General features: G+C 43.6%; 20 protein-coding genes and 1 tRNA gene. 12 read left to right on the top strand and 9 right to left on the bottom strand.

Going from position 1 to position 22,007, the window contains the following annotated elements:
* Nucleotides 1-4 precede the first annotated feature (4 nt).
* A tRNA-Arg gene (locus DN53_RS12605) sits at nucleotides 5-78 on the top strand.
* Here the strand turns inward: DN53_RS12605 and DN53_RS12600 are convergent.
* The 9 genes from DN53_RS12600 to DN53_RS12560 all read right to left on the bottom strand — a co-directional run bounded on the left by DN53_RS12600 (nucleotide 32) and on the right by DN53_RS12560 (nucleotide 5,697).
* A complete protein-coding gene (locus DN53_RS12600; RefSeq protein ID WP_129654904.1) occupies nucleotides 32-1,648 on the bottom strand; it encodes a recombinase family protein in 1,617 nt (538 codons plus the stop codon). The two genes, DN53_RS12605 and DN53_RS12600, sit on opposite strands and share 47 nt — an antisense overlap.
* Before the next feature lie 111 nt (nucleotides 1,649-1,759).
* Complete coding sequence (locus DN53_RS12595) at nucleotides 1,760-2,590, bottom strand: Fic family protein (protein WP_129654639.1); 831 nt, start codon at nucleotides 2,588-2,590, stop codon at nucleotides 1,760-1,762.
* Between the two features lie 27 nt (nucleotides 2,591-2,617).
* Entirely contained in the window at nucleotides 2,618-2,890 is a 273-nt protein-coding gene (locus DN53_RS12590; protein WP_129654638.1) for a hypothetical protein, read from the bottom strand.
* A 150-nt stretch (nucleotides 2,891-3,040) separates the two neighbouring features.
* Nucleotides 3,041-3,394 (bottom strand): type II toxin-antitoxin system HicB family antitoxin, encoded by a 354-nt coding sequence (locus DN53_RS12585; protein WP_129654637.1) that lies wholly within the window; start codon nucleotides 3,392-3,394, stop codon nucleotides 3,041-3,043.
* Nucleotides 3,379-3,636, bottom strand: a complete 258-nt coding sequence (locus DN53_RS12580) for a type II toxin-antitoxin system HicA family toxin (protein WP_129654636.1) — start codon at nucleotides 3,634-3,636, stop codon at nucleotides 3,379-3,381. Before DN53_RS12580 ends, DN53_RS12585 begins: the two co-directional genes overlap by 16 nt.
* Nucleotides 3,637-3,659: 23 nt before the next feature.
* Nucleotides 3,660-3,914, bottom strand: coding sequence for a hypothetical protein (locus tag DN53_RS12575; RefSeq protein ID WP_129654635.1), 255 nt, complete (start codon nucleotides 3,912-3,914; stop codon nucleotides 3,660-3,662).
* Nucleotides 3,915-4,008: 94 nt separating this feature from the next.
* Nucleotides 4,009-4,299 carry a hypothetical protein gene (locus DN53_RS12570; protein ID WP_129654634.1) on the bottom strand — a complete coding sequence of 97 codons (291 nt, stop codon included), beginning with the start codon at nucleotides 4,297-4,299 and terminating at the stop codon, nucleotides 4,009-4,011.
* 11 nt (nucleotides 4,300-4,310) lie between these two features.
* Entirely contained in the window at nucleotides 4,311-5,360 is a 1,050-nt protein-coding gene (locus DN53_RS12565) for a relaxase/mobilization nuclease domain-containing protein (protein ID WP_129654633.1), read from the bottom strand.
* On the bottom strand, nucleotides 5,350-5,697 hold the full coding sequence (locus DN53_RS12560; RefSeq protein WP_129654632.1) for a plasmid mobilization protein: 348 nt from the start codon (nucleotides 5,695-5,697) through the stop codon (nucleotides 5,350-5,352). The genes DN53_RS12565 and DN53_RS12560 overlap by 11 nt, the downstream gene beginning before the upstream one ends.
* Nucleotides 5,698-7,040: 1,343 nt before the next feature.
* Between DN53_RS12560 and DN53_RS12555 the strand changes: the two genes are divergently transcribed.
* The 11 genes from DN53_RS12555 (at nucleotide 7,041) to DN53_RS12505 (ending at nucleotide 21,918) form a co-directional block, all read left to right on the top strand.
* Nucleotides 7,041-7,511 (top strand): (2Fe-2S)-binding protein, encoded by a 471-nt coding sequence (locus tag DN53_RS12555; RefSeq protein ID WP_129654631.1) that lies wholly within the window; start codon nucleotides 7,041-7,043, stop codon nucleotides 7,509-7,511.
* 11 nt (nucleotides 7,512-7,522) lie between these two features.
* Nucleotides 7,523-9,709 carry a xanthine dehydrogenase family protein molybdopterin-binding subunit gene (locus tag DN53_RS12550; RefSeq protein ID WP_129654630.1) on the top strand — a complete coding sequence of 729 codons (2,187 nt, stop codon included), beginning with the start codon at nucleotides 7,523-7,525 and terminating at the stop codon, nucleotides 9,707-9,709.
* 191 nt (nucleotides 9,710-9,900) lie between these two features.
* Entirely contained in the window at nucleotides 9,901-10,800 is a 900-nt protein-coding gene (locus DN53_RS12545; protein ID WP_129654629.1) for an NmrA family NAD(P)-binding protein, read from the top strand.
* 11 nt (nucleotides 10,801-10,811) lie between these two features.
* Complete coding sequence (locus DN53_RS12540) at nucleotides 10,812-11,306, top strand: DUF1097 domain-containing protein (protein ID WP_129654628.1); 495 nt, start codon at nucleotides 10,812-10,814, stop codon at nucleotides 11,304-11,306.
* Between the two features lie 16 nt (nucleotides 11,307-11,322).
* The gene (locus DN53_RS12535; RefSeq protein ID WP_129654627.1) at nucleotides 11,323-12,042 is read left to right on the top strand and encodes an SDR family NAD(P)-dependent oxidoreductase; all 720 of its coding nucleotides are present in this window, start codon (nucleotides 11,323-11,325) and stop codon (nucleotides 12,040-12,042) included.
* A 23-nt stretch (nucleotides 12,043-12,065) separates the two neighbouring features.
* The gene (locus DN53_RS12530) at nucleotides 12,066-12,791 is read left to right on the top strand and encodes an SDR family oxidoreductase (RefSeq protein ID WP_129654626.1); all 726 of its coding nucleotides are present in this window, start codon (nucleotides 12,066-12,068) and stop codon (nucleotides 12,789-12,791) included.
* A gap of 69 nt (nucleotides 12,792-12,860) precedes the next feature.
* A complete protein-coding gene (locus tag DN53_RS12525; RefSeq protein ID WP_207211121.1) occupies nucleotides 12,861-13,784 on the top strand; it encodes a helix-turn-helix domain-containing protein in 924 nt (307 codons plus the stop codon).
* Between the two features lie 272 nt (nucleotides 13,785-14,056).
* Nucleotides 14,057-16,456 carry a TonB-dependent receptor gene (locus tag DN53_RS12520; RefSeq protein WP_242502136.1) on the top strand — a complete coding sequence of 800 codons (2,400 nt, stop codon included), beginning with the start codon at nucleotides 14,057-14,059 and terminating at the stop codon, nucleotides 16,454-16,456.
* Between the two features lie 9 nt (nucleotides 16,457-16,465).
* Nucleotides 16,466-17,338, top strand: coding sequence for a DUF4249 domain-containing protein (locus DN53_RS12515; protein ID WP_129654625.1), 873 nt, complete (start codon nucleotides 16,466-16,468; stop codon nucleotides 17,336-17,338).
* Nucleotides 17,339-17,907: 569 nt separating this feature from the next.
* Nucleotides 17,908-18,792: a DUF2306 domain-containing protein gene (locus DN53_RS12510; protein ID WP_207211120.1), complete on the top strand. Its 885-nt coding sequence runs from the start codon at nucleotides 17,908-17,910 to the stop codon at nucleotides 18,790-18,792.
* A 57-nt stretch (nucleotides 18,793-18,849) separates the two neighbouring features.
* The gene (locus tag DN53_RS12505) at nucleotides 18,850-21,918 is read left to right on the top strand and encodes a VPS10 domain-containing protein (RefSeq protein WP_129654624.1); all 3,069 of its coding nucleotides are present in this window, start codon (nucleotides 18,850-18,852) and stop codon (nucleotides 21,916-21,918) included.
* Nucleotides 21,919-22,007 lie beyond the last annotated feature (89 nt).

The following is a 22,007-nucleotide window of genomic DNA, read 5'->3' as shown; positions in this document are numbered from 1 at the left end:
CCAAGGCCGCGTAGTTCAACTGGATAGAATATCAGATTTCGGCTCTGAGGGTTGGGGGTTCGAATCCTCCCGCGGTCACTAAACGGGAGTTTTCACACATCGAGTGGAAATTCCCGTTTTTTATTTCCTTCAAATTACCTGAAAATGAGCGGATAGCACCAAAAATTTCATTGACCCGAAAAGTTCGAACTTGCTTGTTTTTGAAGTCATACCCAATCCCGTCGGGGAAGACCATATATTGTATGGCTCTTTTTGTTTCCAAATCCCCTAACTTCCACAATTTAGGTAGGTTACAGGCATATTGAAGTGCCAATTTTACGGACTTTTTGAGGTTCGAACTATTTATTCCCCCATTTTCCAATTTCATCTCCAGCTCCCTTTGTTCGGCTTTCAGTTCCGGCATGAAAAGGTCGTACTGGGACTTTGTGATCTCGTTCAGCACGACATATCTTCTCTCCAATGTGTCCATCCTTTCTTTAAGTTGGCCGAGTTCTTTGGTCAACCGCTTTTGGTCTTCAAGTGCCTCTTGGTTATTATCGATCAAGGTGTCGTGTATGATATGGGTCAAAGGTTCGATATACTTTTTGTCGGCCATTGTAAACCTGCCCAATACATCCAGAAACTCTTTATGGAGCTTATTGGCACTTCTGTTCTCCCTGCTGCCCTTGCGCCTGTTCTTGTAATAGTACAGCCCTTTTTTCTTCACGATATATCCAGTGTAGGGTGTTCCACAGGCCGAAGATCTGACAAACATTTTCAGTGGCAGGTTTTCGTCATCGAACGAATATTTCTTCGGCGGTTCGCCTGAGTGGAGCAGATTATGGATCTTTAAAAAGTTTTTTTTCGATATAAGGGCCTCGTGTTTCCCTTCGATCACTTCGCCGGGAATAAGACTGTTCACGATAAGTCCACAATAGAACGGGTTTCTAAAAAGGTCCGTCAATCTTTTTGCATGTATGTCCAGGCCCTTGTCTTTAAGTCGTTTTGCAATCTCGACATGGGACATATTAGAATTTGCCTTCCATAAAAAAGCCTGCTTGAGCAATCTTCCTTCCCCTGAGATCACAAAATTCGGGATCTTCCCTTTCCCGGGATTCGTATTGGTGTATCCAAAAGGGTAAGAACCCGTCCAATGGCCCCTTCGCAGCTTCTCCCGCATTCCCGTAATGGATTTGTCCCTACGGATCTGGTTATCGAAGTGGGAGAATATATGGTACAGATTTTCCTGGAACGTACCGGCACTTGTGGTCACATCGATTTCCTGGGTGGCTGATATAACGGCCACTCCCTGCTTTTTCAATTGCTCGCTGATATAGGCACCGTTCGCACCCGTTCTGGAAAACCTGTCATAGGAATAGACAATGATATAGCCGATGTTCTTTCTCCTTTTGACATAGCTGAGCATCCTTTGGAATTCCCTGCGTTCATCGCTCTTGGCCGATTCATAGGTTCCCCCGAAATATTCCAATACTTCCAATTCCTTTCGAATTGCATATTCTTGGCAATATTTGAGTTGGGTCGTCAGGCTGGCATTGTTGTCAAATTGCTCTTTACTGGAAACACGGGTGTAGATCACGGCCGTATTGTTCTTCCCTATTGTCCTTCCCTTTTCTTTTTTCGCGAATTGATCGAATACCTCTAAGTCCATGTGCTATCTTTTTGAACTATGTTACCAGTCTTTAATGTTGTCCCAAGATGTCCTCGGTATTGCCCATGCCATGGACAATCTAACAAGCAAAATCTGTTCATTTTCCTTACTTCAATAAGAAATGCCCCTATTTCTTTTCTCTCCCTTTTCAATACCAAGGTTGAAATTCTTCGAAAGGTTTTTTTTTTGACCTATTTCCTTTTGCATCCTCTTGATGGAGGTATCATAAAAAAAGTTGACTATCGGCAACATATTGTTGTGCTTATCGGAAGCTTTGAGCGCATCGATATAGTTTTGCCTTTCCTCTTTCAAGATGATTATATGGGGGTGGCCGAACCTTCCCAATATGAAATTGGACAATAAACGCCCCAGCCTGCCATTGCCATCGGGAAAGGGATGCGAGTAAATGAACATTTGGTGGAAAATCGCGCTCAGCTCCAAGGGGTGCGTCCTGTCCTCCTTGATGGCCCTATTGAAACTTTCCAACATTTTGGGCATATTGGCCACGGCCTTTTTGGTGTCCCTGAAGATAGTGTCCCCAGCGGCCATCTGGGTCTTCGAGTATTCACCGGGCCTATATCCCTTATAGGAAATGGTGTTCTTGGTCAAAAGAACGTGCAGATGCTTCACAAGTCTTTCATCGAGTTCCGCTCCGGGGTGCTTCAGGACATAATCATAGGCCTTGAAGTGGTCCAGGATCTCAAAAGCTTCCAATAGGGTTTTGTTCACCAGGTTAAGGGCATAGCCCTTTTCCCTTAGCTCCCTTGTATCATCGACGCTAAAGCTATTGCCCTCAATGCCACAGCTATGTGCGGAAAAAAGTATCTCATTATACCTTTTAAAATCGGTCTCGCTGAATGAGGAAACGATTATATCGGAGTACTTGCCCCTTAGGGATTCATATTTTTTCCGAATATCTATGAATGGATCCGTATTTCCCATTGTTTGTTCAGACTTTGACATTGTCACTTAGTTGTTTAAAATGTTTTCGATGTTATCAATAAAGTATTGATCAAAAATCTGCATGAACAATTCCTCTTTGATCTGGACTCCCTTTTTCGTTGGGAAATAAATTTCATCGCCGGAATCATCAAAGCCACGTTGGTAAAACCTGATGTCCACAAAATTGTGGTCGTTTCCAAAGTATTTTATTCGGGTCAACCGGACCACTTCGTAGGACTTTGTCCGCACTTCTTTGAGCAATTTTTGGTACTCGATCTTATATTTTTGGTCTGGTTTCATCGTTTATCCGGATTTTGAATCAATCTTTATTTTCTTTTGGCCCCTTCTTTCTCCCTTCCAGAACATTCTTTTTCGAAATGCCTTGAATGTTTGACCCGTTCACCACTTGTGGTCAACATTTTTCTTGTTCCCCCATTGTCCCACTATGTTTTAGTTCAAGACCTTGTCCTCGTTCTTTACCAAAAAATCAAAGGCCTTGTTGACCAGTTCGTTCAATTTCATTTTTTTCTTTTCGGCCATGATCGAAAGCTCCCGGTGTATCTCGGTGGATGTGCGGACATTGAACACTCCCTTGAAAAACTTATCGGGCTCTTTGCCCAGTTCCCTGCAAGTCTCAAGATAATCGTCGACAGACCCTTCAAAGGCCTCTTTCAGCTCTTTGACCGAACCGCCTTCATAGGTCACCAGATCGCTTATCCCGATGATCTTTCCGTGCAGCACACCGTCCCCTGAGCTATACTCCACGGAACCGAAATAACCTTTATGTTCTAAATTATCTGCCATTGCTTCAATTTTTCCTTGATCTGCTTTGTTACATATTGTTTTACAATATTGCCGGGATGTGGTCTGTGAAGGTTTATAATATTGTTTCGGTCGTTCACAAACTTGACCCTAGATCCACCCGTCTTGCCCTTCTTGGTAATTTCATGAAAACCGTAATGGGCCAATATCTTCATCAGTTCCTCCCAGGTCAAATCCTTGGGATTGCCCATGAACTTGACAAGAAGCTTTTCTATTCTACTCATTATCAAAGATACTGAAAAAGCAACTATTTTTCAGTTACATTATAGTTTTTTAACACGGAACGTTCATTTATGCTCCCTTTTTGGACATGGCCGCAGACTATGTTGGCGAGTTCCCGGAGTTGTTCCACGATCTTTTCCGCTTCTTCCTCCGGACAATCCTCAAAACCTTTATAAGTTCTGAGCCATGTACTGTTGAATGTTCTGTTTTTCCGCTTTAGCTCGATTATCGGGTTGGACATTTCCTTTAAATAGCAATAGCTCCTATGTTTTGAGGTCACTACCGTATTTGTAAAGTAGGCTTTAATTTACCTTTTTTAATCGATTTGACCCCTAATGGGATCATTGTTTTATTCCATACTTATGGGTTGTCGGTCAACAACTTTTGGTCTTTGCGACAGGGTCGATCTTTTTCCTGAAAATCCTGTTCACACAGACGATCTTGCCATTGCTCTGTTTGATCTCCAGATTCTGGAAATCATGCTGTTTCAACATATCGATGATGCGCTCTCCCGTGTCCAACCGTTCCAGACCTTCAATGGCATCGACCTTCCCGTTCTTGATGATCACTTTGATGGACAGGAACCTCTTGCTGCGTATCATTTCCAATACTTGGGTTTCGGAGGGGGACAGTCCCAAAGGTTCTTGCTTGTTGTTGTTTTCCATAAGTTCAAGTTCTACAGGCCCAGCCCTTTTCTTTTCTTCTTTCTTTTGGACTTTTTCTTGGCACCATGGTCATTGAGTTCCAGCTTGAAGGGGGTCCAGTCCGTTTCATTTGCCAAAGGTTGGACTACTCCATTTCCTTTAATTTCTCCCAGATGACCTTTTGATTGTTCAGAAGGATCTTCAATGCCTTTTGCAACTCCCTTACTTCTTGGTACAGACCCGATTGTCGCTCCATGGTTTCCTTCACCAGCTTTATCAGTTCCCCATTCTTTTCCATTAGCCGATAGTATAACTGTACGGTCTCTGTCTTGCACATAATCGATTTTTTTTACGATACTGTTCCATGAATATTTTTTGCCCAGAGAGCTTCCTTTATAAATGACACCCTCATATTTGAATGATATTCCCGAGACCCTTCCCGTGGTTTTGCTTACATTGAATTTTGGGGAGATGTTATGTTCTTTGAGAAGCTTGATGAACCCTGCCGTGTCCTTTGCTTTTGAGATAGCGCACCCAATTTTATTCTGTAGGATAAGCTTTGTTGGAACTGTACCTGTCCTCAGCGTTTTTTCTATTTCCTTTTGGGTCAGCGGTTTCTTGGCACTGGTCTTTGCAGGAATTTGGGTCAGTCCGTATTTCCTTTCCAGATCATTGATCACTTCCCGGCTCCTTCTCTTGATGTTGCTGTCACTCGTTATCCTGCCCGAATACCTGACCCTATTGGCCACTATATGGATGTGTTCGTGTTCCGTATCCGTATGACGGTACATGATGAACTGGTTGTTATCCAAACCCATGTTCATTAGATAATCACATCCCAATGAAGCGAATTCTTTATCGTCCAGTTGATCCGAGTAGGGCAGGTTCAAGGAAACATGAAATACCGCATTGCCCAATCCTGGCCGTAATTGCCTGACCAAATTGAATTCCTGTGTCATTTTTACGGAAGTGGAATGTTCGATATTGGTATCGATAACATGGCCTACACCTTCGCTTACCTTTTTTTCATTGTAGGCCAGGACACCGTAAAAATCCTTTCCTATGGTTATCTTACCTATCATTGTCCACGATATTTGATTTGAACTGTTGCAATAGCATTTTCACCTCCTCCAATTGTTTAGATATACTGAACGGGTCATGGATACCTGAGTTCGAGACCCTAGCAAGTTGGTTCAGGTTGTTTCCCACCCGGCTCAGCTCGACAAAAAGTTTCCGGTCCAACGGATTCACCTTTTTCTTTGGCAGGGATTTTCCTGTACATTTTCTTCGGATATATTCGGCCGTGGACAATCCGATTGTCTCCGCATTATTGGCAATGATCACGTATTCGCTTTTTGAAACCCTAAATGCGATGACAATCGTCCTTTGTTTTGATATGTCCTTTTTAGGTCTTGCCATTTTTATGGATTTTGTGTGGATCACAAAGCCGCCTGCAAACAGAGTGCGCAGTTTTTGTTTACAAAAACACAACTTGCTTCGTGACCTCCGATCAACTATATCACAAACCTATGGCCTATGGATTACTTGGAAAGGCTTTGTCGTACATGGACTTTTGTACGGTAAATCTATCTAGTATTGAAAATCAAGAATTGGAGGAAATCGCAGAGTTGGGTTTCTATGGAAAGGGAAAGAAAAAATGGCCAATGGTTACCTATCCGCATGGTTCTTGGTATATTTGGTCCATTGGGTCATACATTAATTTTAAACCTACCAAGTGAGGGATATCTTGGACATTGGCCATAATGGAAAGCCCAGACCCTAATTTGGGTTATGGACGTTGATCAAACCAATTCGGAAGGTTTACTCTCCAATCAATTAAATCCGTCTCTTAGGTCCGGACTTTTATGACTTAACAAAATTTGTTTTGCAATATCTGATTTTAATGACGGTACGAACCAAAGCTTGAAGGGAGAAAAGTGCCATTCCTTCAATATATCATTGTCCTTGATTGTTAACATACATTTTACTGTGGTCTGTCCATTTTTCCTATACAGATTTATTTATACAGCTGATTATTTTAATATATAAATGTATGATCGTATAATTGTGTAAATCTTTAAATATAGGATTACCCAGCCTTGTGGACATTTTTGAAAAGACCTGTTGGCTTTCAACATGTTAATTAATGGTTCAAAATAGGAATTAAGGGCAGGGCGGTCCAAAATACCGGGGGCAACATTGTCCTCTAGATTGGTAGTGTTACTGTATCGACTCGGCACCCACCCCAGACCATTGTACCCCGGCCTTTTCAAGGGGTAAAAATGGGAGATGAATAGTGGGGCCACGTTCTTTTCCAATGGTGGCATAGGCGAATCCAAGGAAACATCTGACCCTTTCTTCTTTCTCCCTTTCCATAAGAATAGCACCCGAAGGGTGCTTATTCCATTGACAAAAATAAAATATGTCCTTGTTTAGTATCGGACAATTTGATTGAATGGGTGCGGAGTTTTTTGGAAGTATAGAAAATGAAATTGATACCTTTCCCAAATTAGGACATATTTTTTAATAGGTGTATACTACAAATTAATCTTTATCTATTTTTCCAATCGTTGTTGGTCAACTCCTGTGAATATATCAATAAAATTGGGCAATAGACTTTGCAGGGTTTAACTACAAAAAGGTTGGTTCTGACTACAATTTTATTGAAGGAGAGAGGTATTTTAGGCGAACAGAAGCCTTTGGATGTACATGTGGAACGGAGATTTTATATGTATCTTTTAAGGGGTCAATAAATTTAATCCATGAAAGAAACCTTTAAGATCAAAGTAAATGGTAGTTACCATAGAGTGGAGATAAATCCAGAGACCCCTTTATTATATGTGCTAAGGAACAACCTAAGGCTCAATGGTCCCAAGTTTGGTTGTGGCCTGGGCCAATGTGGGGCGTGCATGGTGCTGTTCGATGGTAACGCAGTGTCCTCTTGCCAATTGAGAATGGAAAACATAGGGGATCGCGCTATTGTGACCCTGGAAGGGCTTTCGGGCCGGGAAGGGGAATTGCATAAAGTACAAAAAGCATTTGTGGAGGAACAAGCTGCACAATGTGGGTATTGCCTTAACGGAATGGTCATTTCATCTGTATCGCTACTTGCACGGAACAATACCCCTTCCGACGAGGAAATAAAGAGCGGACTGCAGCAAAATATCTGCCGATGTGGCGTTCATGCCCGTGTGATCAAAGCCGTGAAAAAGGCCTCAAATCCAGAACTATAAATTTAGCGATGATGGCTGTCGAAACTAGAAGACATTTTTTGAAGACCACCGGGGTATTGAGCATAGGGTTCTCGTTGTTGGGGGTCAGCTGCCTCCAACGTACCGAAAAAGAGGGCGGGAACACTTTTCCTTTTCACCCAGTGGATGATTCGCAAATCAATGCATGGTTACAGGTGTTGTCCGATGGAAGGGTCAAAATACTGTCCGGTAAAATGGAACTGGGCCAAGGGATCAAAACAGCGATAGTGCAGGTGGCGGCGGAGGAATTGAACACCAGCATGCATTTGATCGATATCCACATCGCAGAAACCGATGTCACCCCCAATGAAGGGTACACAGTGGGGAGCATGTCCATAGAGACCAGTGCCATGGCCGTACGAAATGCGGCCGCTTCGGCCAGGGAAATCCTGGTCAGGATGGCCGCTGAGAGATTCATTGTGCCCGAAAATAGCCTTACCCTAAAGGATTTGATCATTACAGGGGACAATGTACGGATATCCATCGGTGACCTCTTGGAAGGAAAACAGGTCCAGGGAAAGGTTACCACGCCCGCTACCATTTTAGCGAAAACAGAACGAAAGATCGTGGGGCAGCCCGTCCCTAGAAAGGATATCGAGAACATGGTAGTAGGAAAGCAGCATTTTATCCATGACCTGAGATTTGAAGGAATGGTTCATGCCCGGATCATTCGGCCACCATCCTATACCGCTGAACTTCTTTCTATGGACAACACGGACTATTCAGCCAACGGTTTACTCAAATTGGTCTGGATTGGTAACTTTCTCGGAGTCATTTCAGAAGAGGAATATCAAGCCATCCATTTAGCAAGGGCTATTGGTAAAGTGGCAAATTGGAAAGTTGGGGATGCCCTGCCAACAGGGCAAGGGATGGAGGAGCACATCTTATCACTGCCCTCTGAGCCGGACCCTGCCGTGGAGAAAGGACTGGGAAAAAATGGGATCAATGGTGCCAACATTATCCATGAGGCTTCTTATTTTAAACCCTATCTCATGCATGCGGCCAATGGACCATCCTGCTCTTTGGCCATTTTTCAAAATGGCAAATTGACCATTTGGTCACATAGCCAAGGGATTCATCCTCTTCGCAGTGCCATCTCACAGCTCGTTGAAATTCCAGAAAGTGATATACACATCATTGGGGTTCCAGGTTCTGCCTGTTATGGTCACAATGGTGCGGACGATGTGGCTGCGGAGGCGGCCCTCCTAGCCATAAACTATCCAGGTAGACATGTTCGGTTACAATGGATGAGGGAAGAAGAACACGGTTGGGAACCCTATGGTACCGCCATGCGGATGGCCTTGAAGGCCGGGGTCGACCAAAAGGGCAAGATACAGGGCTGGGATTTTAATCTATGGTCCGATGTCCATGGGACCAGACCCTTCGGTAGCGCTGAAAACTTGCTTCCGGCCCGATATCTTGGGAAAGGATATCAAAGACCGGTCAATGGGTTTAAGGGCGGCGCGCCAAGAAACGCCGAACCCTATTACGAGATCCAAAATATGAGGATGCAGACCCACTTTTTCAAAGGTCCCTTGAGAAGATCGGCCCTAAGGGCGTTAGGTGCTTATGCCAATGTCTTTGCCATTGAATCCTTTATGGACGAATTGGCCCTAAAGGCAGGGATAAAACCCATGGAGTTTAGAACGAACCATTTGAAGGATCCAAGGGCCATACGTTGTTTGGAAAGACTTGAGGATAAGATCAACAAGATTCAAAAAGGTGACCATGAGGGTCTTGGCCATGCCTTTGCACGATATAAGAATTCCTCTTCCTATTGTGCAGTGGCTGTGTGGGTATTGGTAGACCGGAAATCAGGGGCAATCCACTTAAAAAAGATGTGGGCCGTCGTTGACTCAGGGGAAATCATCAATCCAGATGGCCTAAAAAACCAGATAGAAGGGGGCATGATCCAGTCAGCTAGCTGGGCCCTAAAAGAAGAAGTAAAATTTGACCAAAAGCATATTATTAGTTTGGATTGGATCACGTATCCCATTTTGAGATATAATGAGATTCCAGAAATTGAGGTGGAATTGATCGAACAGTCGGACCAACCCCCATTAGGTGCAGGGGAAGCTTCCCAGGGCCCTGCTACCGCGGCAATCGTCAATGCCATTTATGATGCGACACAGGTACGCATACGGCAGTTGCCCATCCAACGACAACTTCTGTTAGCCTAGGAAAATTTACAATGCCCATAAGGTCCAATAGGACCTTTTCTAACCATTTATTTTCCGGCCCGGATTTCCATTTGTCCAATGACTCATTTGTCTTGATTGCCCAGTGTTACTTTTGACTACGACATGGCAGGGTATGCCTACATCCACTTGGATTTGATCCTGCAACTTTGTATGCTATAAATCAGTATTGGATGAGAATAGTCGTATCAGGGTCATTGGGTCATATAGGAAGACCACTTACCCGAGCATTGGTTAAAAATGGTCATCACGTCACCGTCATCAGTAGCCGTTCGGAACGTTTGGATGAAATCATTGGGTTGGGGGCAATACCGGCCTTCGGCACCTTGGAAGATGCCGATTTTTTGGTAGAAACTTTTGAAGGGGCCGATGCCGTATTTTGTATGGAACCTCCTGTGGATTTTTTCGACAAAAACTTGGATATCATCCGATACTACAAGGAGATCGGAGAGAACTTTGTGCAAGCCATAGGTTTGAACAATATTGAAAAGGTGGTGCATCTGAGTAGTATAGGGGCACACATGCCGAATGGCAATGGGGTCATACAGTTCCATTATCATGTGGAGCAAATTTTAAGGTCCTTGCCTGAACAAATCCATATCAAGTTTGTTCGACCTGTCGGTTTTTATTATAACCTTCTGGCGTTTGCCCAATCGGTTAAAGCTGTTGGGAAAATGGCATCCGTTTATGGAGAGGATGATATCGTTCCTTGGGTATCTCCCTTGGATATCGCAGCGGTTATTGCAAGAGAATTTGAACTTCCTTTCGACCAACCGAGCAAGGTGCGATATGTTGCGAGCGATGAACTTTCATGCAAGGAAGTGGCCCAAATTTTTGGAAAGGCCATCGGTAGGCCAGAATTGCAATGGATCCGTATCACGGAACAGCAACAGTTGGATATTTTATTGAATGCAGGGATGAGCGAGGCCGCAGCTAGAGGGCTGGTGGAAATGAACAAAGCGACCCATGACGGGACCTTATATGAAGACTACTATAAAAACAGGCCGGAACTGGGGAGCCACAAATTGGCTGATTTTGCTCCAATCTTCGCAGAAACGTATCAAAACCTTTAAAATAAATAGTTATGAAAACAATAATTTTTGGCGCCTTGATGGGGCTGTTCGGAGGGTTGGCAGTGTTCCTCTCCATATCCCTACATTGGCCGGGTTGGGTGCTCTTTTTGGCATGGGTATGTTTTTATCTTTATGGAAAATCAGCCAAAAAAGCACTGAACATTTACCTACAGATTACCTTGGGTATCGTTCTGGCCGTTCTAATTGAGTTGGTAGGCGGTTTTCTAATTGGGGCCATAGGCGGCCTAGGCTTGTATGTGGCCATTTTTTTCTTCATAGGTTCCTTGGCATTCTTGATAAAGATCAAAGGACTCCATGATCTCACCGCCTGGTTTATTGGCCTTGTAGTATTTTTTGGCGTGGAACCCGAATCAACACCAATTGAGATTGCACACCAACTATTGTTACCCATGGCCGCAGGATTTGCCTTCGGTATTGTAGTGGACATGATCGTAATGAAATATGTTTTTGGAACAGGAAACACACAAGGTTCACATCATGGATAACACCAATACAAATGCTATGAAAACGGTCTTGGTAACAGGGGCCAACAAAGGAATAGGTTTTGAAACTGCCCGACAAATGGCACGGAAGGGATACTTCGTTTTCTTGGGATGTCGTGATCGGGACAGGGGCCTTGATGCGGTAAACACACTGAAACAATCTGGACTTTTGAATGTGGAGCTGATAGTGATCGATGTGTGTGATCAGGGTTCCATAGAACATGCCAGGATCGTATTGGGGTCCTTTGTCAGCTCACTGGACATTCTGATTAACAATGCCGCAATAACGGGAGGACAGCCCCAAAAAGTATCCACATGTGAACCCATGACCCTACGACAGGTCTTTGAGACCAATTACTTTGGAGTGGTTCAGACAACACAGCAGTTCATCCCCCTTCTGCGGAAATCTGGCGGCCCCGTTATCGTTAATGTATCCAGTGAGGTCGGTTCATTGAGCATGCAGACATCACCCGAAAGAAATCCGAACTGGGATCTTTTCAGTCTATATGGATCCTCCAAGGTGGCCTTAAATTCCTTTACAGTGACCTTGTCCAATGAATTAAGGGATACCAACTTTAGGGTGTTCAGTGTCACTCCAGGTTATACGGCCACCGATCTCAATCAGCATCAGGGGATAAAAACCGTGGAAGAAGGGGCCAGTACCATCGTAAAGTATGCCACTTCACAAAATTCAGCCAACGGAGGTTTTTATAGAGAGGAAGGTTTGGTGTCCTGGTAATTCAACAATCTTAAATCTAAACAATGAAACTATCCCATAAGAAAATAATGATAACAGGCGGAGCCAGTGGTATCGGATTGGGCTTGACCGAACGCTTTGTGCAGGACCATAACACGGTTATTATTTGTGGAAGGCGAAAGGAGAAACTGGATGACGTTGCCGCAAAATTTCCTTCCAGAGTGATTCCAAAGGTATGTGATGTCTCAGATGAGGCAGAAATTGAAACATTGTACCAATGGGTGCAAAAAGAGCATAAGGATGTGAACGTGTTGGTGAACAACGCCGGGATACAGAACTGGATGGACCTGTCACAAAAGGATTTTTATCAAAGGGCCAAAAAGGAAGTGGACACCAATGTTATGGCGCCTATCCATCTGACCACAAAGTTTATGGGACTCGAATCGTTGGAAACCATCATGATGGTCACCTCGGGCCTTGCATTCGTCCCTGCTGCCAAAATGCCAATTTATTGTGCAACGAAAGCCTTTATGCGTTCCTTTACGCTTTCATTGAGATATTTGATGGAACCAAATGGTGTCCATGTGATTGAGATTATCCCCCCAGCATTGAATACGGATCTTGGAGGTAAGGGTAAACATGACCGTTATCCGCAGGTTTCGGAATTTATTGAAGCCATATTCACCCAAATGCACGATGGTAAAAAAGAACTGACCTTTGGCTTTAGCAAGGATAGGACTGAACAGAACAATGCTACCATCTTGGAATATTTCAAATTGCTGAACCCTTGATTGTTGGGAAGTGGAAAATGGATATGTGCCGAAGATTTGGTACATTGAGAACGCTTGAAATCTTTGCCCATGGAAAAAATTCATCGACTTAAAACCATAAAGGATTTTCACCGCTCAAGAGGGTTGCCAGATCCGGAACACCCCTTGGTCAGTGTGGTGGACTATGGCTCTATCAGCCATCATAAGATCTCTGAGCAAAAAGTAAATTGGGTATTTGACTTTTATTCCATTGGATTGAAGCGGATATCCAGTGCCAAGGTAAAGATGAAGTATGGACAACAAGAGTATGACTTTGATGCAGGTACCATGTTCTTTATAGCACCCAACCAAGTGTTCAATATTCTGGTGGATGCGGACCAAAGCAGCACCTATACAGGTACCATATTGCTCATCCATCCAGATTTTCTATATGGAACCCCCTTATCGAAAAACATGCGCCAATATGATTTTTTCGATTATGCCACCAATGAGGCCTTGTTCCTATCCAATAAGGAAGAAAGCATCATGAATAATATTTTTCAACATATCCAAGTGGAATACCATACCAATATCGATCGGTACAGTCAACATATAATTATCTCACAAATTGAGACCCTACTCAACTATTCCGAACGTTTCTACAATCGACAATTTATAACCCGTAAAGGGAACTCACACCATTTGCTCAGTAAATTGGAGACCGTTCTCGATATTTTTTTTACGGATGATCATTTGTTGGGGAATGGATTGCCCACAGTACAGCAGGTTTCGGAAGATATGAGTCTGTCGGTTAATTATCTAACACGTATGCTCAAAGTATTGACGGGAAAAACCACGCAACAACATATCCATGATCGATTGATTGAGAAGGCCAAAGAGAAACTCTCCACATCCGAGCTATCTGTTAGTGAAATTGCATATGGATTGGGTTTTGAGCATTCCCAATCCTTCAGTAAACTGTTTAAAAACAAAACAAATCAATCTCCACTGGAATTTAGACATTCCTTTAATTGATTGCTATTCAAAAAGATCTTTCCTTTCTCTGAACAAAAGTTGTAATCCCAATATTTTGTGCTCCAATACCTATGTGCTACCCTATTGGATACTGCCATTTACTGGTATTTGTGAGTTGTGGCTACAACAAAGCTACTTTTGCCTACAAGGTACTGTTTTAAACAGTCCAAATTTACATCCTATGGAAAATAAGGTCAATCGAGGGTAGGTTGAAGGGAATTCATGCGTCCCACGCCCAGATTCAATTGTCCCCAAAATAAAAGGGAAAGTAAATGATAAAAACAGTTCATGTACATGTAAAAAGGAATGGAGCCATACTACTGATGTGTTTGACCCATTGGATTTCAGTGGCCCAAGATGTCACGATCAGTGGTACCATTGCAAGCCAGACGGATGGTGAAACACTACTGGGTGCCACCATTTTATTACAAGGTACAACCTATGGGACAACGACCAATGAATATGGCTACTATTCCCTTTCGGCACCAAAAGGTGACTATATCATCGTTATTTCATATCTAGGTTTTCAACCATATACCGAGAACATATCTTTGGTACAGGACATGACATTGAACATTGAACTCCCAGAGGAGGCCAATTCACTTGATGAGGTCGTTCTTATCGCTGGACAAGATCGAAAAATTGATTTGAAAAGCCCCCAAACGGGACTCAATACCATGACCGCCAAAGAAATCAAACAGGTTCCGGTGGTTTTGGGGGAAGTGGATGTTTTAAAGTCCATACAGGCCTTGCCCGGTGTCACCAGTAATGGTGAGGGTGCGGTAGGATTTAACGTGAGGGGTGGGGCAGTGGATCAAAACCTGGTATTGTTGGATGAGGCCATCATCTATAACACGTCTCACGTTTTTGGTTTTTTTTCCGTATTCAATGCGGATGTCCTGAAGGATGTCAATCTCTATAAAGGGGATATCCCCGCCCAATATGGTGGAAGGGTATCTTCCGTTTTGGATGTCAGGCAAAAGGACGGGAACAGCAAAAATATAGCTGTGACCGGAGGGGTGGGCCTAATATCAAGCCGCTTGGCCGTGGAAGGTCCCTTGGTGAAGGATAAAGGATCCTTCATCATTGCGGGAAGAACCTCCTATGCCCACCTCTTTATGGGCGCACTCGAGGATTTTGAGGATGACCATCTTTCATTTTACGACCTGAACCTGAAGACCAACTATAAATTCAGTGATTCGGACAAAATCTATTTTTCCGGGTATTTGGGAAGGGACAAGATGACCTTGGATGGGATCATAGAGAACAATTATGGTAACGTTGGTGCAAATCTTCGTTGGAACCATGTGTTCAATAATAAGATTTTCTCTAACCTTTCCCTGATCTATAGTAGATACGATTACCAATTCATTTTTGATTTTGTGGACATGGACTGGGTCTCCGATATCACCAACTATAACCTGAAGTATGACCTTTCTTATTTTGCTTCAGATTCCCTGACCCTAAAATTTGGTTTGGGCACCATTGCCCATAGACTCAATCCCGGAGCAATTGAGCCCCTATCCGAGACTTCGGCCATCAATCCAAGGCAATTGGATATTAACCGTGCCCTGGAATCGGGGGTATATCTCAGTGCAGAACATAAAATATCAGAAAAACTGACCGCCTCTTATGGTCTTAGATTAAGTCATTTCAACCGTTTTGGCGGGCAAGAGCTTGCTACATACGAAAATGACCTCCCTGTGGTCTATAATCCAGAGTTGAGCATTTATGAAAATGGGGTGACTTCAAGTGTGCGTTATGTGGAAAGAGGGGAAACGATCCAATCGTACACCAATTTGGAGCCTAGGATCGGCCTGGCATGGCAATGGAACGATGCGACCACAATCAAGGCAAGTTACAATCGCAATGCGCAATACATGCATTTATTGTCCAATACCTCGAATGTCACTCCTGTGGATGTTTGGACACCCAGTGGAGAGTTCATCAAACCACAGTTGTCCGACCAATACAGTTTAGGTCTTTTTAAAACCTTTGGCAATCGAACCTTCAGCATGGAGTTGGAAGGGTACTACAAGACCGTTGACAATCGGTTGGACTATATAGATGGAGCCGATTTAATAGGGAACAACACCATCGAAAATGAAATCCTAAACGGGGAATCCAGGTCCTATGGTCTGGAACTTTTACTCAGAAAGGATAAGGGCAATTATACCGGCTGGCTTTCCTATACGCTGTCCAAATCCGAACAGCGTACCCTCGGAGGGGAGGCAGGGGGACCGGGCATCAACAACGGACAGTGGTATAATACCCCTTACGATCGTACCCATGATATTTCCTTTACCTCGATGTACCAACTCAGTGATAAATGGTCCTTAAGCATCAATAGGGTATTCCAGACCGGAAGGCCCGTTACCTATCCAAGTGCACAATATGAATACGAAGGTAGGTCCGTTGCCCACTATGAGGGCCGTAATCAAGATCGTTTGCCCGTCTACCACAGAATGGACATAGCGGCAACATTTGTGCCCAATCCTGAAAGTACCAAACGTTGGAAGGGAGAATGGACCTTTAGTATTTATAATATCTACAATAGAAGAAACGCGGCATCGATCTCTTTTGGACAAGATCAACTTACCGGGCTCAATGAAGCGACACGACTTTCCATTTTTGGAATTGTCCCCTCCATCTCCTACAATTTTAAATTTTAACCAATTGCTATGAAGATCTTAAAAGTCCCATATACTGGAAATATCAAGAGAATTTTTAAGCTGATTTCTCTTGTACCTTTATTTTTTGGGTGTGAGGATACCGTGGATGTGGATGTTCCGGAAAGTGAGCCCCGATTGGCCATCGAGGCCTCCTTGGATTGGGAAAAAGGGACCCAGGGGAACGAACAGCAGATACGCTTGAGTATGACGACCCCATATTTTGACAACGACCAAAGTACTCCTGTTGTGGGAGCTTCGATCCAGGTCATAAATGTCGACACCGAAGAACTTTTTGTTTTTGGCCATCAGGGAAATGGCATTTATGCAACCGATGAATTTGTGCCCAGGTTGAACAATTCCTATCGCTTGGAAGTGACTTACGACAATGAAATCTACCTTGCGGAAGAAAGACTCCATTCGGTGGTGGACATTGATGAGTTGGCACAATCCAGGGAAAATGGTTTTGACGATGACCTATTGGAATTGAACATCTACTTTACAGATCCTGAGGATGAGGTTAATTTTTATATCATCTGGTGCCAATCCAATTCGGACCTATTTCCATTTTTGTTCGATTTTGACGATGAATTTGTCAATGGAAACCAAATACATTTTACCTATGAGAAAAGTGATGACCCTGACAATGGGCAATTTCCATTTGAACCAGGTGAAACGGCATGGGTAAGACTTCTAGGTGTTTCCGAAAGATACCATGATTACATGGGACTTTTGATTTCCCAATCCGGTACGGGAGGCAATCCCTTTGGTGCCGTTCCGGCCACTTTAAGGGGGAATATTGTCAACACTACCGATCAGGACCATTACGCACTGGGGTATTTCAGGGTGGCCCAGGTTGCTACAGGTCTTTACACTTTTGAATGATGATCACTTCATTTTTTTAATGTTCAGACAGGCAAAACTTGTATTGGCTTTTGCAAAATGGCCTTTTAAGCATCAGTGCTCCATGGCAGGTGGTCCCAGGTTTTAAAGATGGTTGATGTTTATATTTCAAAACGATTTTTAAGATAACCCTAACCATGGGTAACTATGGAGGAAATAAATCCATTTGGCTACAACAATGGCAAATTCGGCTACATCTTTACGGTGATTTTTGACAACATTTGTACTTGTAAAAGTTACTAAGACTTTTTTGATTTTTACCCTAAATGTTGAGAGTGTTCCTTCAGCCCAAAGAAGCTCCTTTTATTTTGTTGTTTGGAAGTGGTTTTTTGATTGATGGTAACCCTGGGCTGGAGGTCCTCTCATTAAAGTGCTATGATTCAAGTTGGACTTGAGTCCATTTGTCCCTTTTGGCTTCAATAAAGGGAATTTTGACTACATCTCTTTTTGAGAGCTTGATAATTTTGGGAACCAGAACAAATTCTATAAATATCTGGAGTAAGCTACTTGCCCAATAGGATATTTTTAATTAAAACTTAGCACTAAATCCAATGAATGACAACAACCACACCAAGCCTAACTTTACCGAAAACATTTCTTTAACTGTACTGGAGAACCCATCCCGTATGGAGAAAATTGGTTCAGATGCCCTTCGCTGGTCAGGAACTATTTTGGTGGCGTCCGTTTGGCTCAGTGCAGCCCTTTTTGGACTGTACATCCTTGCTTTCTATGCCTCTTCCTTGTATCGCGGGGATATGATGAATTGGAACCATATACTTCCTAACCTATACCAAGAAAATGCCGGTGTGGCCACAACTGGAATTGGGATGCACTTTTTTGCAGGAGGAATCATATTGTTATTGGGAAGTATCCAATTAGTGGATAGGGTACGTTTGAAGTATCCGGCAGTGCACCGTTGGATCGGTAGGTTATACTTGGTATCAAGCCTATTGGCATCCATTGGAGGACTGGCCTTTATAGCCATGAGGGGAACGGTAGGGGGAACAATGATGGACATCGGTTTTTCCCTATATGGAATTTTGATGTTGTTGGCCACAGTCCTGACCTATCGGTATGCGGTTACTGGACAATTTGAAAGGCATTATGCATGGGCCCTGCGTCTATATGCCCTGGCCATTGGTTCATGGTTGTACCGAATGGATTATGGCTTCTGGACATTATTGACCGGTGGACTGGGACGAGCCGGTAATTTTAGCGGACCATTCGATCAAATTATGGACTTTTTCTTCTATGTGCCCAATTTATTGGTGGCAGAGATTTTTATCAGGGTCAAGAAATTCAAAGCCAGTCCGCTGTTGAAAATTGCTGCCTCATCGATTCTTTTGACCGCCACCGGATTTATATTGATGGGTACTTTTTTCATGACCAGATTTTCATGGGGCCCAGCAATTTTAAAATGGTTCCAGCCTTCCTAAAGAGGTACGGGACCATCTGATTTCTAGTACTAATTCATTACAACTAATAACCACTAAATGAAAACCAAAATCAAACTTCTTCTATTGTCCAACCTGCTCATGGTATTTGCGTTTGGACAAAATTTCAATGACAAAGTCTTACAGGACATGAATTTCCGAAGCATCGGACCAGCGGGGATGAGCGGAAGGGTCACCGCCATTGACGTGGACCTGTCCAATAAAAGTACCATCTATGTCGGGACCTCCGCGGGGGGATTGTGGAAATCTGAAAATGCAGGAAATACCTTTACACCCATTTTTGAACATCAGAAAACCGCATCAATTGGAGATATTGCCATATACCAAGATAATCCGGATATCCTTTATCTCGGGACAGGGGAAGGAAACCCTCGAAATAGCCAAAGCTATGGCTTCGGAATGTACAAATCATTGGACGGCGGGAAATCGTGGTCCCATCTTGGATTGGAAAAGACCAAGAATATTCACCGTGTCCTGATCCATCCCAACAATCCGGATGTGGTATGGGTTGGGGCCATCGGTTCTGCATGGGGGCCTTCTGAAGATCGGGGGGTCTTCAAAACAACCGATGGGGGAAAAACATGGAAAAAAATCCTCTATACCAATACCACGACAGGAGTGGCCGACATGGTCATAGATCCCAACAATCCCAACAAACTGATAGTTGCCATGTGGGAATATCGCCGATGGCCATGGTTCATGAATTCAGGAGGTGAAGGTTCCGCATTGCACATGACCATGGATGGAGGGGACACCTGGACAGCATTGGGAACGGAAAACGGGCTGCCCACTGGACCCTTGGGGAGAATGGGAGTGGCCATAGCCGATAATGCACCCAATATCATTTACGCCAATATCGAAACTGGCCCGGAAAATGCCATGTGGCGTTCGGAAGATGGAGGTTTCCACTGGAAAATGACCACCGCAAAAGGCGTAGGTGACCGACCTTTTTATTATTCTGATGTAGCTGTGGACCCTTCGAATGAGAACAGGGTTTATCAGATTGCCACCACGGTTTCCATAAGTGAGGATGGTGGTAAATCGTTCAGGGGCATGATTCCTCCGTTTGGCGGGGTTCACAGTGATCATCACGCTTTCTGGATCGATCCGGACAATCCTTCCTACATCCTTGATGGAAATGATGGGGGGCTATACGCAAGCCATGATGGAGGCAGACACTGGAAATTTCACCATAATATTCCCGTAGGTCAATTTTATCATATCAATGTTGACAATGAGATTCCATACAACGTTTATGGGGGTATGCAGGACAATGGCAGCTGGACAGGGCCAGCCTATAAGTTTGCTCTATTGGCGCAAATTACCAACCATGATTGGGAAAGTGTGGGATTCGGGGATGGCTTTGATGTTATTCCAGATCCAAACGACTCGCGTTTTGGTTATTCCACCTCACAGGGAGGGGAATTGGCGCGATTCGATCGGTTGACCGGCATATTGCACAATATCCAACCGATCCATCCCGATGGAACCAAATTGAGATTCAATTGGGATTCAGGGATGCATATCGATCCACATGATGATAAGGTAGTTTATCTTGGTAGTCAATTTGTCCATAAGAGCATTGATTCGGGCATGTCCTGGGAAATTATCTCCCCCGATCTTACCACCAATGACCCCAACAAACAAAAGCAAGCGGAATCCGGAGGGTTGACCATTGATGATTCATCTGCGGAAAATAATACGACCATTACGGTCATAGAACCTAGTTGGATGGAAAAGGGTGTAATTTGGGTAGGTACCGATGATGGAAACGTACAGATTACCAGGAATGGTGGTGAAACTTGGAGCGAAGTGGGTAAACATATCAAGGGAATGCCAAAAAATGCTTGGATTACCCAAATCAAACATTCCAAACATAAGGATGGAGAGGCTTTTGTCGTGGTCGATGATCATAGGCGTGACAATTGGACCCCCTATGTGTTCCGTACCCAGGATTATGGCAAGAATTGGGAACGATTGGTGGATGAGAACGATGTTTGGGGATTTGCCCTGAGCTTTGTCCAAGATCCGATCGAACCCAATCTGATGTTTGTCGGGACCGAGTTTGGGCTGTATTTTTCCCTCAATGGTGGAGAGAATTGGAACCAATGGAAAAAGGATCTGCCCACCGTGGCTGTAAAGGATATGGTCATACACCCCCGGGAACATGATTTGGTATTGGGCACTTTTGGACGCTCCATTTGGATATTGGACGATATACGCCCCTTACGGGAATTGGCCAAGGATAAATCTGTGGTAGAGCAAGAACTTCACTTGTTTACAATCCCTGACACTTATTTGGGTGTATTGGGTTTTCCGAGCCTGCACCGTGATGCCGATGATGGATTTTCAGGGAAGAATAGGGAGTATGGTGCCTTATTGAGTTATTTTTCCAAAGATGCCAGTAAACCCAATGCTGTAGTAGTGAACATTTATGACTCCAATGGGCAATTGATTCGGGAAATAAAAACAACAGCTAAGCCAGGAATCAATAGGGTTGTCTGGAATTTACGGGAAAAGGGAAGTAATCTGCCCGGTCCCCCTGATTTACGTGCGCAATTTTTGATGGATGGCGCCAGTGTTTTTTATGGGACCTATACCGTGGAGATTGTTAAGGGGGAACATCGGGTAAACAAATCAATTAATATTCTGAAGGATCCCAGGGCAACTGTGGACGATGAGGTTCTGTTAGGAAACATCGCACGTAAAAAACAATTCAATCAAAGTGCCGAAAGGGTCATGGGAATGTATAAAAGAATCCTGGATCATAAAAAGGACTTTGATAGGATAAAACCTTTTATATCCAGTGATTCCACCCTTAAAGCTGCGTATGATGGGTTGTATATGAAATTGGATGAACTTGAATATAAAATAGTCCCTAAGGAAACTAAAGGCCTATTGGGAGATACCCCAGATCTGAGAAGCCAAATATTGGCCGTTGCCATAAGTTATTTCAATCCAATGGTTGAACCAGATCAAGCATCTCTTCTGTCAAATAAACGCATTGATGAACTGATTGAACATGTGAACAAAGAAATCGAAGCCATCGATGTGGAAGTCCACACCTTCAAACAAATCGTCAATACTACTGGCCTGCTTAAATGGTGATTATAGGGATTTTTTGATGGGGCATAATCTAAAAGAGAAATAGCAAATTTCCTTGAAGTTAATATTCAACGTATTGTGTTGGAGGTTCT

It is taken from the genome of Flagellimonas olearia, assembly GCF_004150225.1.
In the GTDB taxonomy this organism is placed as follows: Bacteria; Bacteroidota; Bacteroidia; order Flavobacteriales; family Flavobacteriaceae; genus Flagellimonas; species Flagellimonas olearia.
Note: the sequence above shows the minus strand (reverse complement) of the source record. Positions and strands in the feature narration are given on the sequence as shown.

Coding starts and splice junctions, on each gene's coding strand:
- DN53_RS12535 (WP_129654627.1), top strand. CDS start 11,323: ATGAAAACGGTCTTGGTAACAGGGGCCAACAAAGGAATAGGTTTTGAA.
- DN53_RS12540 (WP_129654628.1), top strand. CDS start 10,812: ATGAAAACAATAATTTTTGGCGCCTTGATGGGGCTGTTCGGAGGGTTG.
- DN53_RS12590 (WP_129654638.1), bottom strand. CDS start 2,890: ATGAAACCAGACCAAAAATATAAGATCGAGTACCAAAAATTGCTCAAA.
- DN53_RS12555 (WP_129654631.1), top strand. CDS start 7,041: ATGAAAGAAACCTTTAAGATCAAAGTAAATGGTAGTTACCATAGAGTG.
- DN53_RS12570 (WP_129654634.1), bottom strand. CDS start 4,299: ATGGAAAACAACAACAAGCAAGAACCTTTGGGACTGTCCCCCTCCGAA.
- DN53_RS12545 (WP_129654629.1), top strand. CDS start 9,901: ATGAGAATAGTCGTATCAGGGTCATTGGGTCATATAGGAAGACCACTT.
- DN53_RS12520 (WP_242502136.1), top strand. CDS start 14,057: ATGATAAAAACAGTTCATGTACATGTAAAAAGGAATGGAGCCATACTA.
- DN53_RS12505 (WP_129654624.1), top strand. CDS start 18,850: ATGAAAACCAAAATCAAACTTCTTCTATTGTCCAACCTGCTCATGGTA.
- DN53_RS12525 (WP_207211121.1), top strand. CDS start 12,861: ATGGAAAAAATTCATCGACTTAAAACCATAAAGGATTTTCACCGCTCA.
- DN53_RS12595 (WP_129654639.1), bottom strand. CDS start 2,590: ATGGGAAATACGGATCCATTCATAGATATTCGGAAAAAATATGAATCC.
- DN53_RS12550 (WP_129654630.1), top strand. CDS start 7,523: ATGGCTGTCGAAACTAGAAGACATTTTTTGAAGACCACCGGGGTATTG.
- DN53_RS12565 (WP_129654633.1), bottom strand. CDS start 5,360: ATGATAGGTAAGATAACCATAGGAAAGGATTTTTACGGTGTCCTGGCC.
- DN53_RS12580 (WP_129654636.1), bottom strand. CDS start 3,636: ATGAGTAGAATAGAAAAGCTTCTTGTCAAGTTCATGGGCAATCCCAAG.
- DN53_RS12510 (WP_207211120.1), top strand. CDS start 17,908: ATGAATGACAACAACCACACCAAGCCTAACTTTACCGAAAACATTTCT.
- DN53_RS12600 (WP_129654904.1), bottom strand. CDS start 1,648: ATGGACTTAGAGGTATTCGATCAATTCGCGAAAAAAGAAAAGGGAAGG.
- DN53_RS12515 (WP_129654625.1), top strand. CDS start 16,466: ATGAAGATCTTAAAAGTCCCATATACTGGAAATATCAAGAGAATTTTT.
- DN53_RS12530 (WP_129654626.1), top strand. CDS start 12,066: ATGAAACTATCCCATAAGAAAATAATGATAACAGGCGGAGCCAGTGGT.
- DN53_RS12585 (WP_129654637.1), bottom strand. CDS start 3,394: ATGGCAGATAATTTAGAACATAAAGGTTATTTCGGTTCCGTGGAGTAT.
- DN53_RS12560 (WP_129654632.1), bottom strand. CDS start 5,697: ATGGCAAGACCTAAAAAGGACATATCAAAACAAAGGACGATTGTCATC.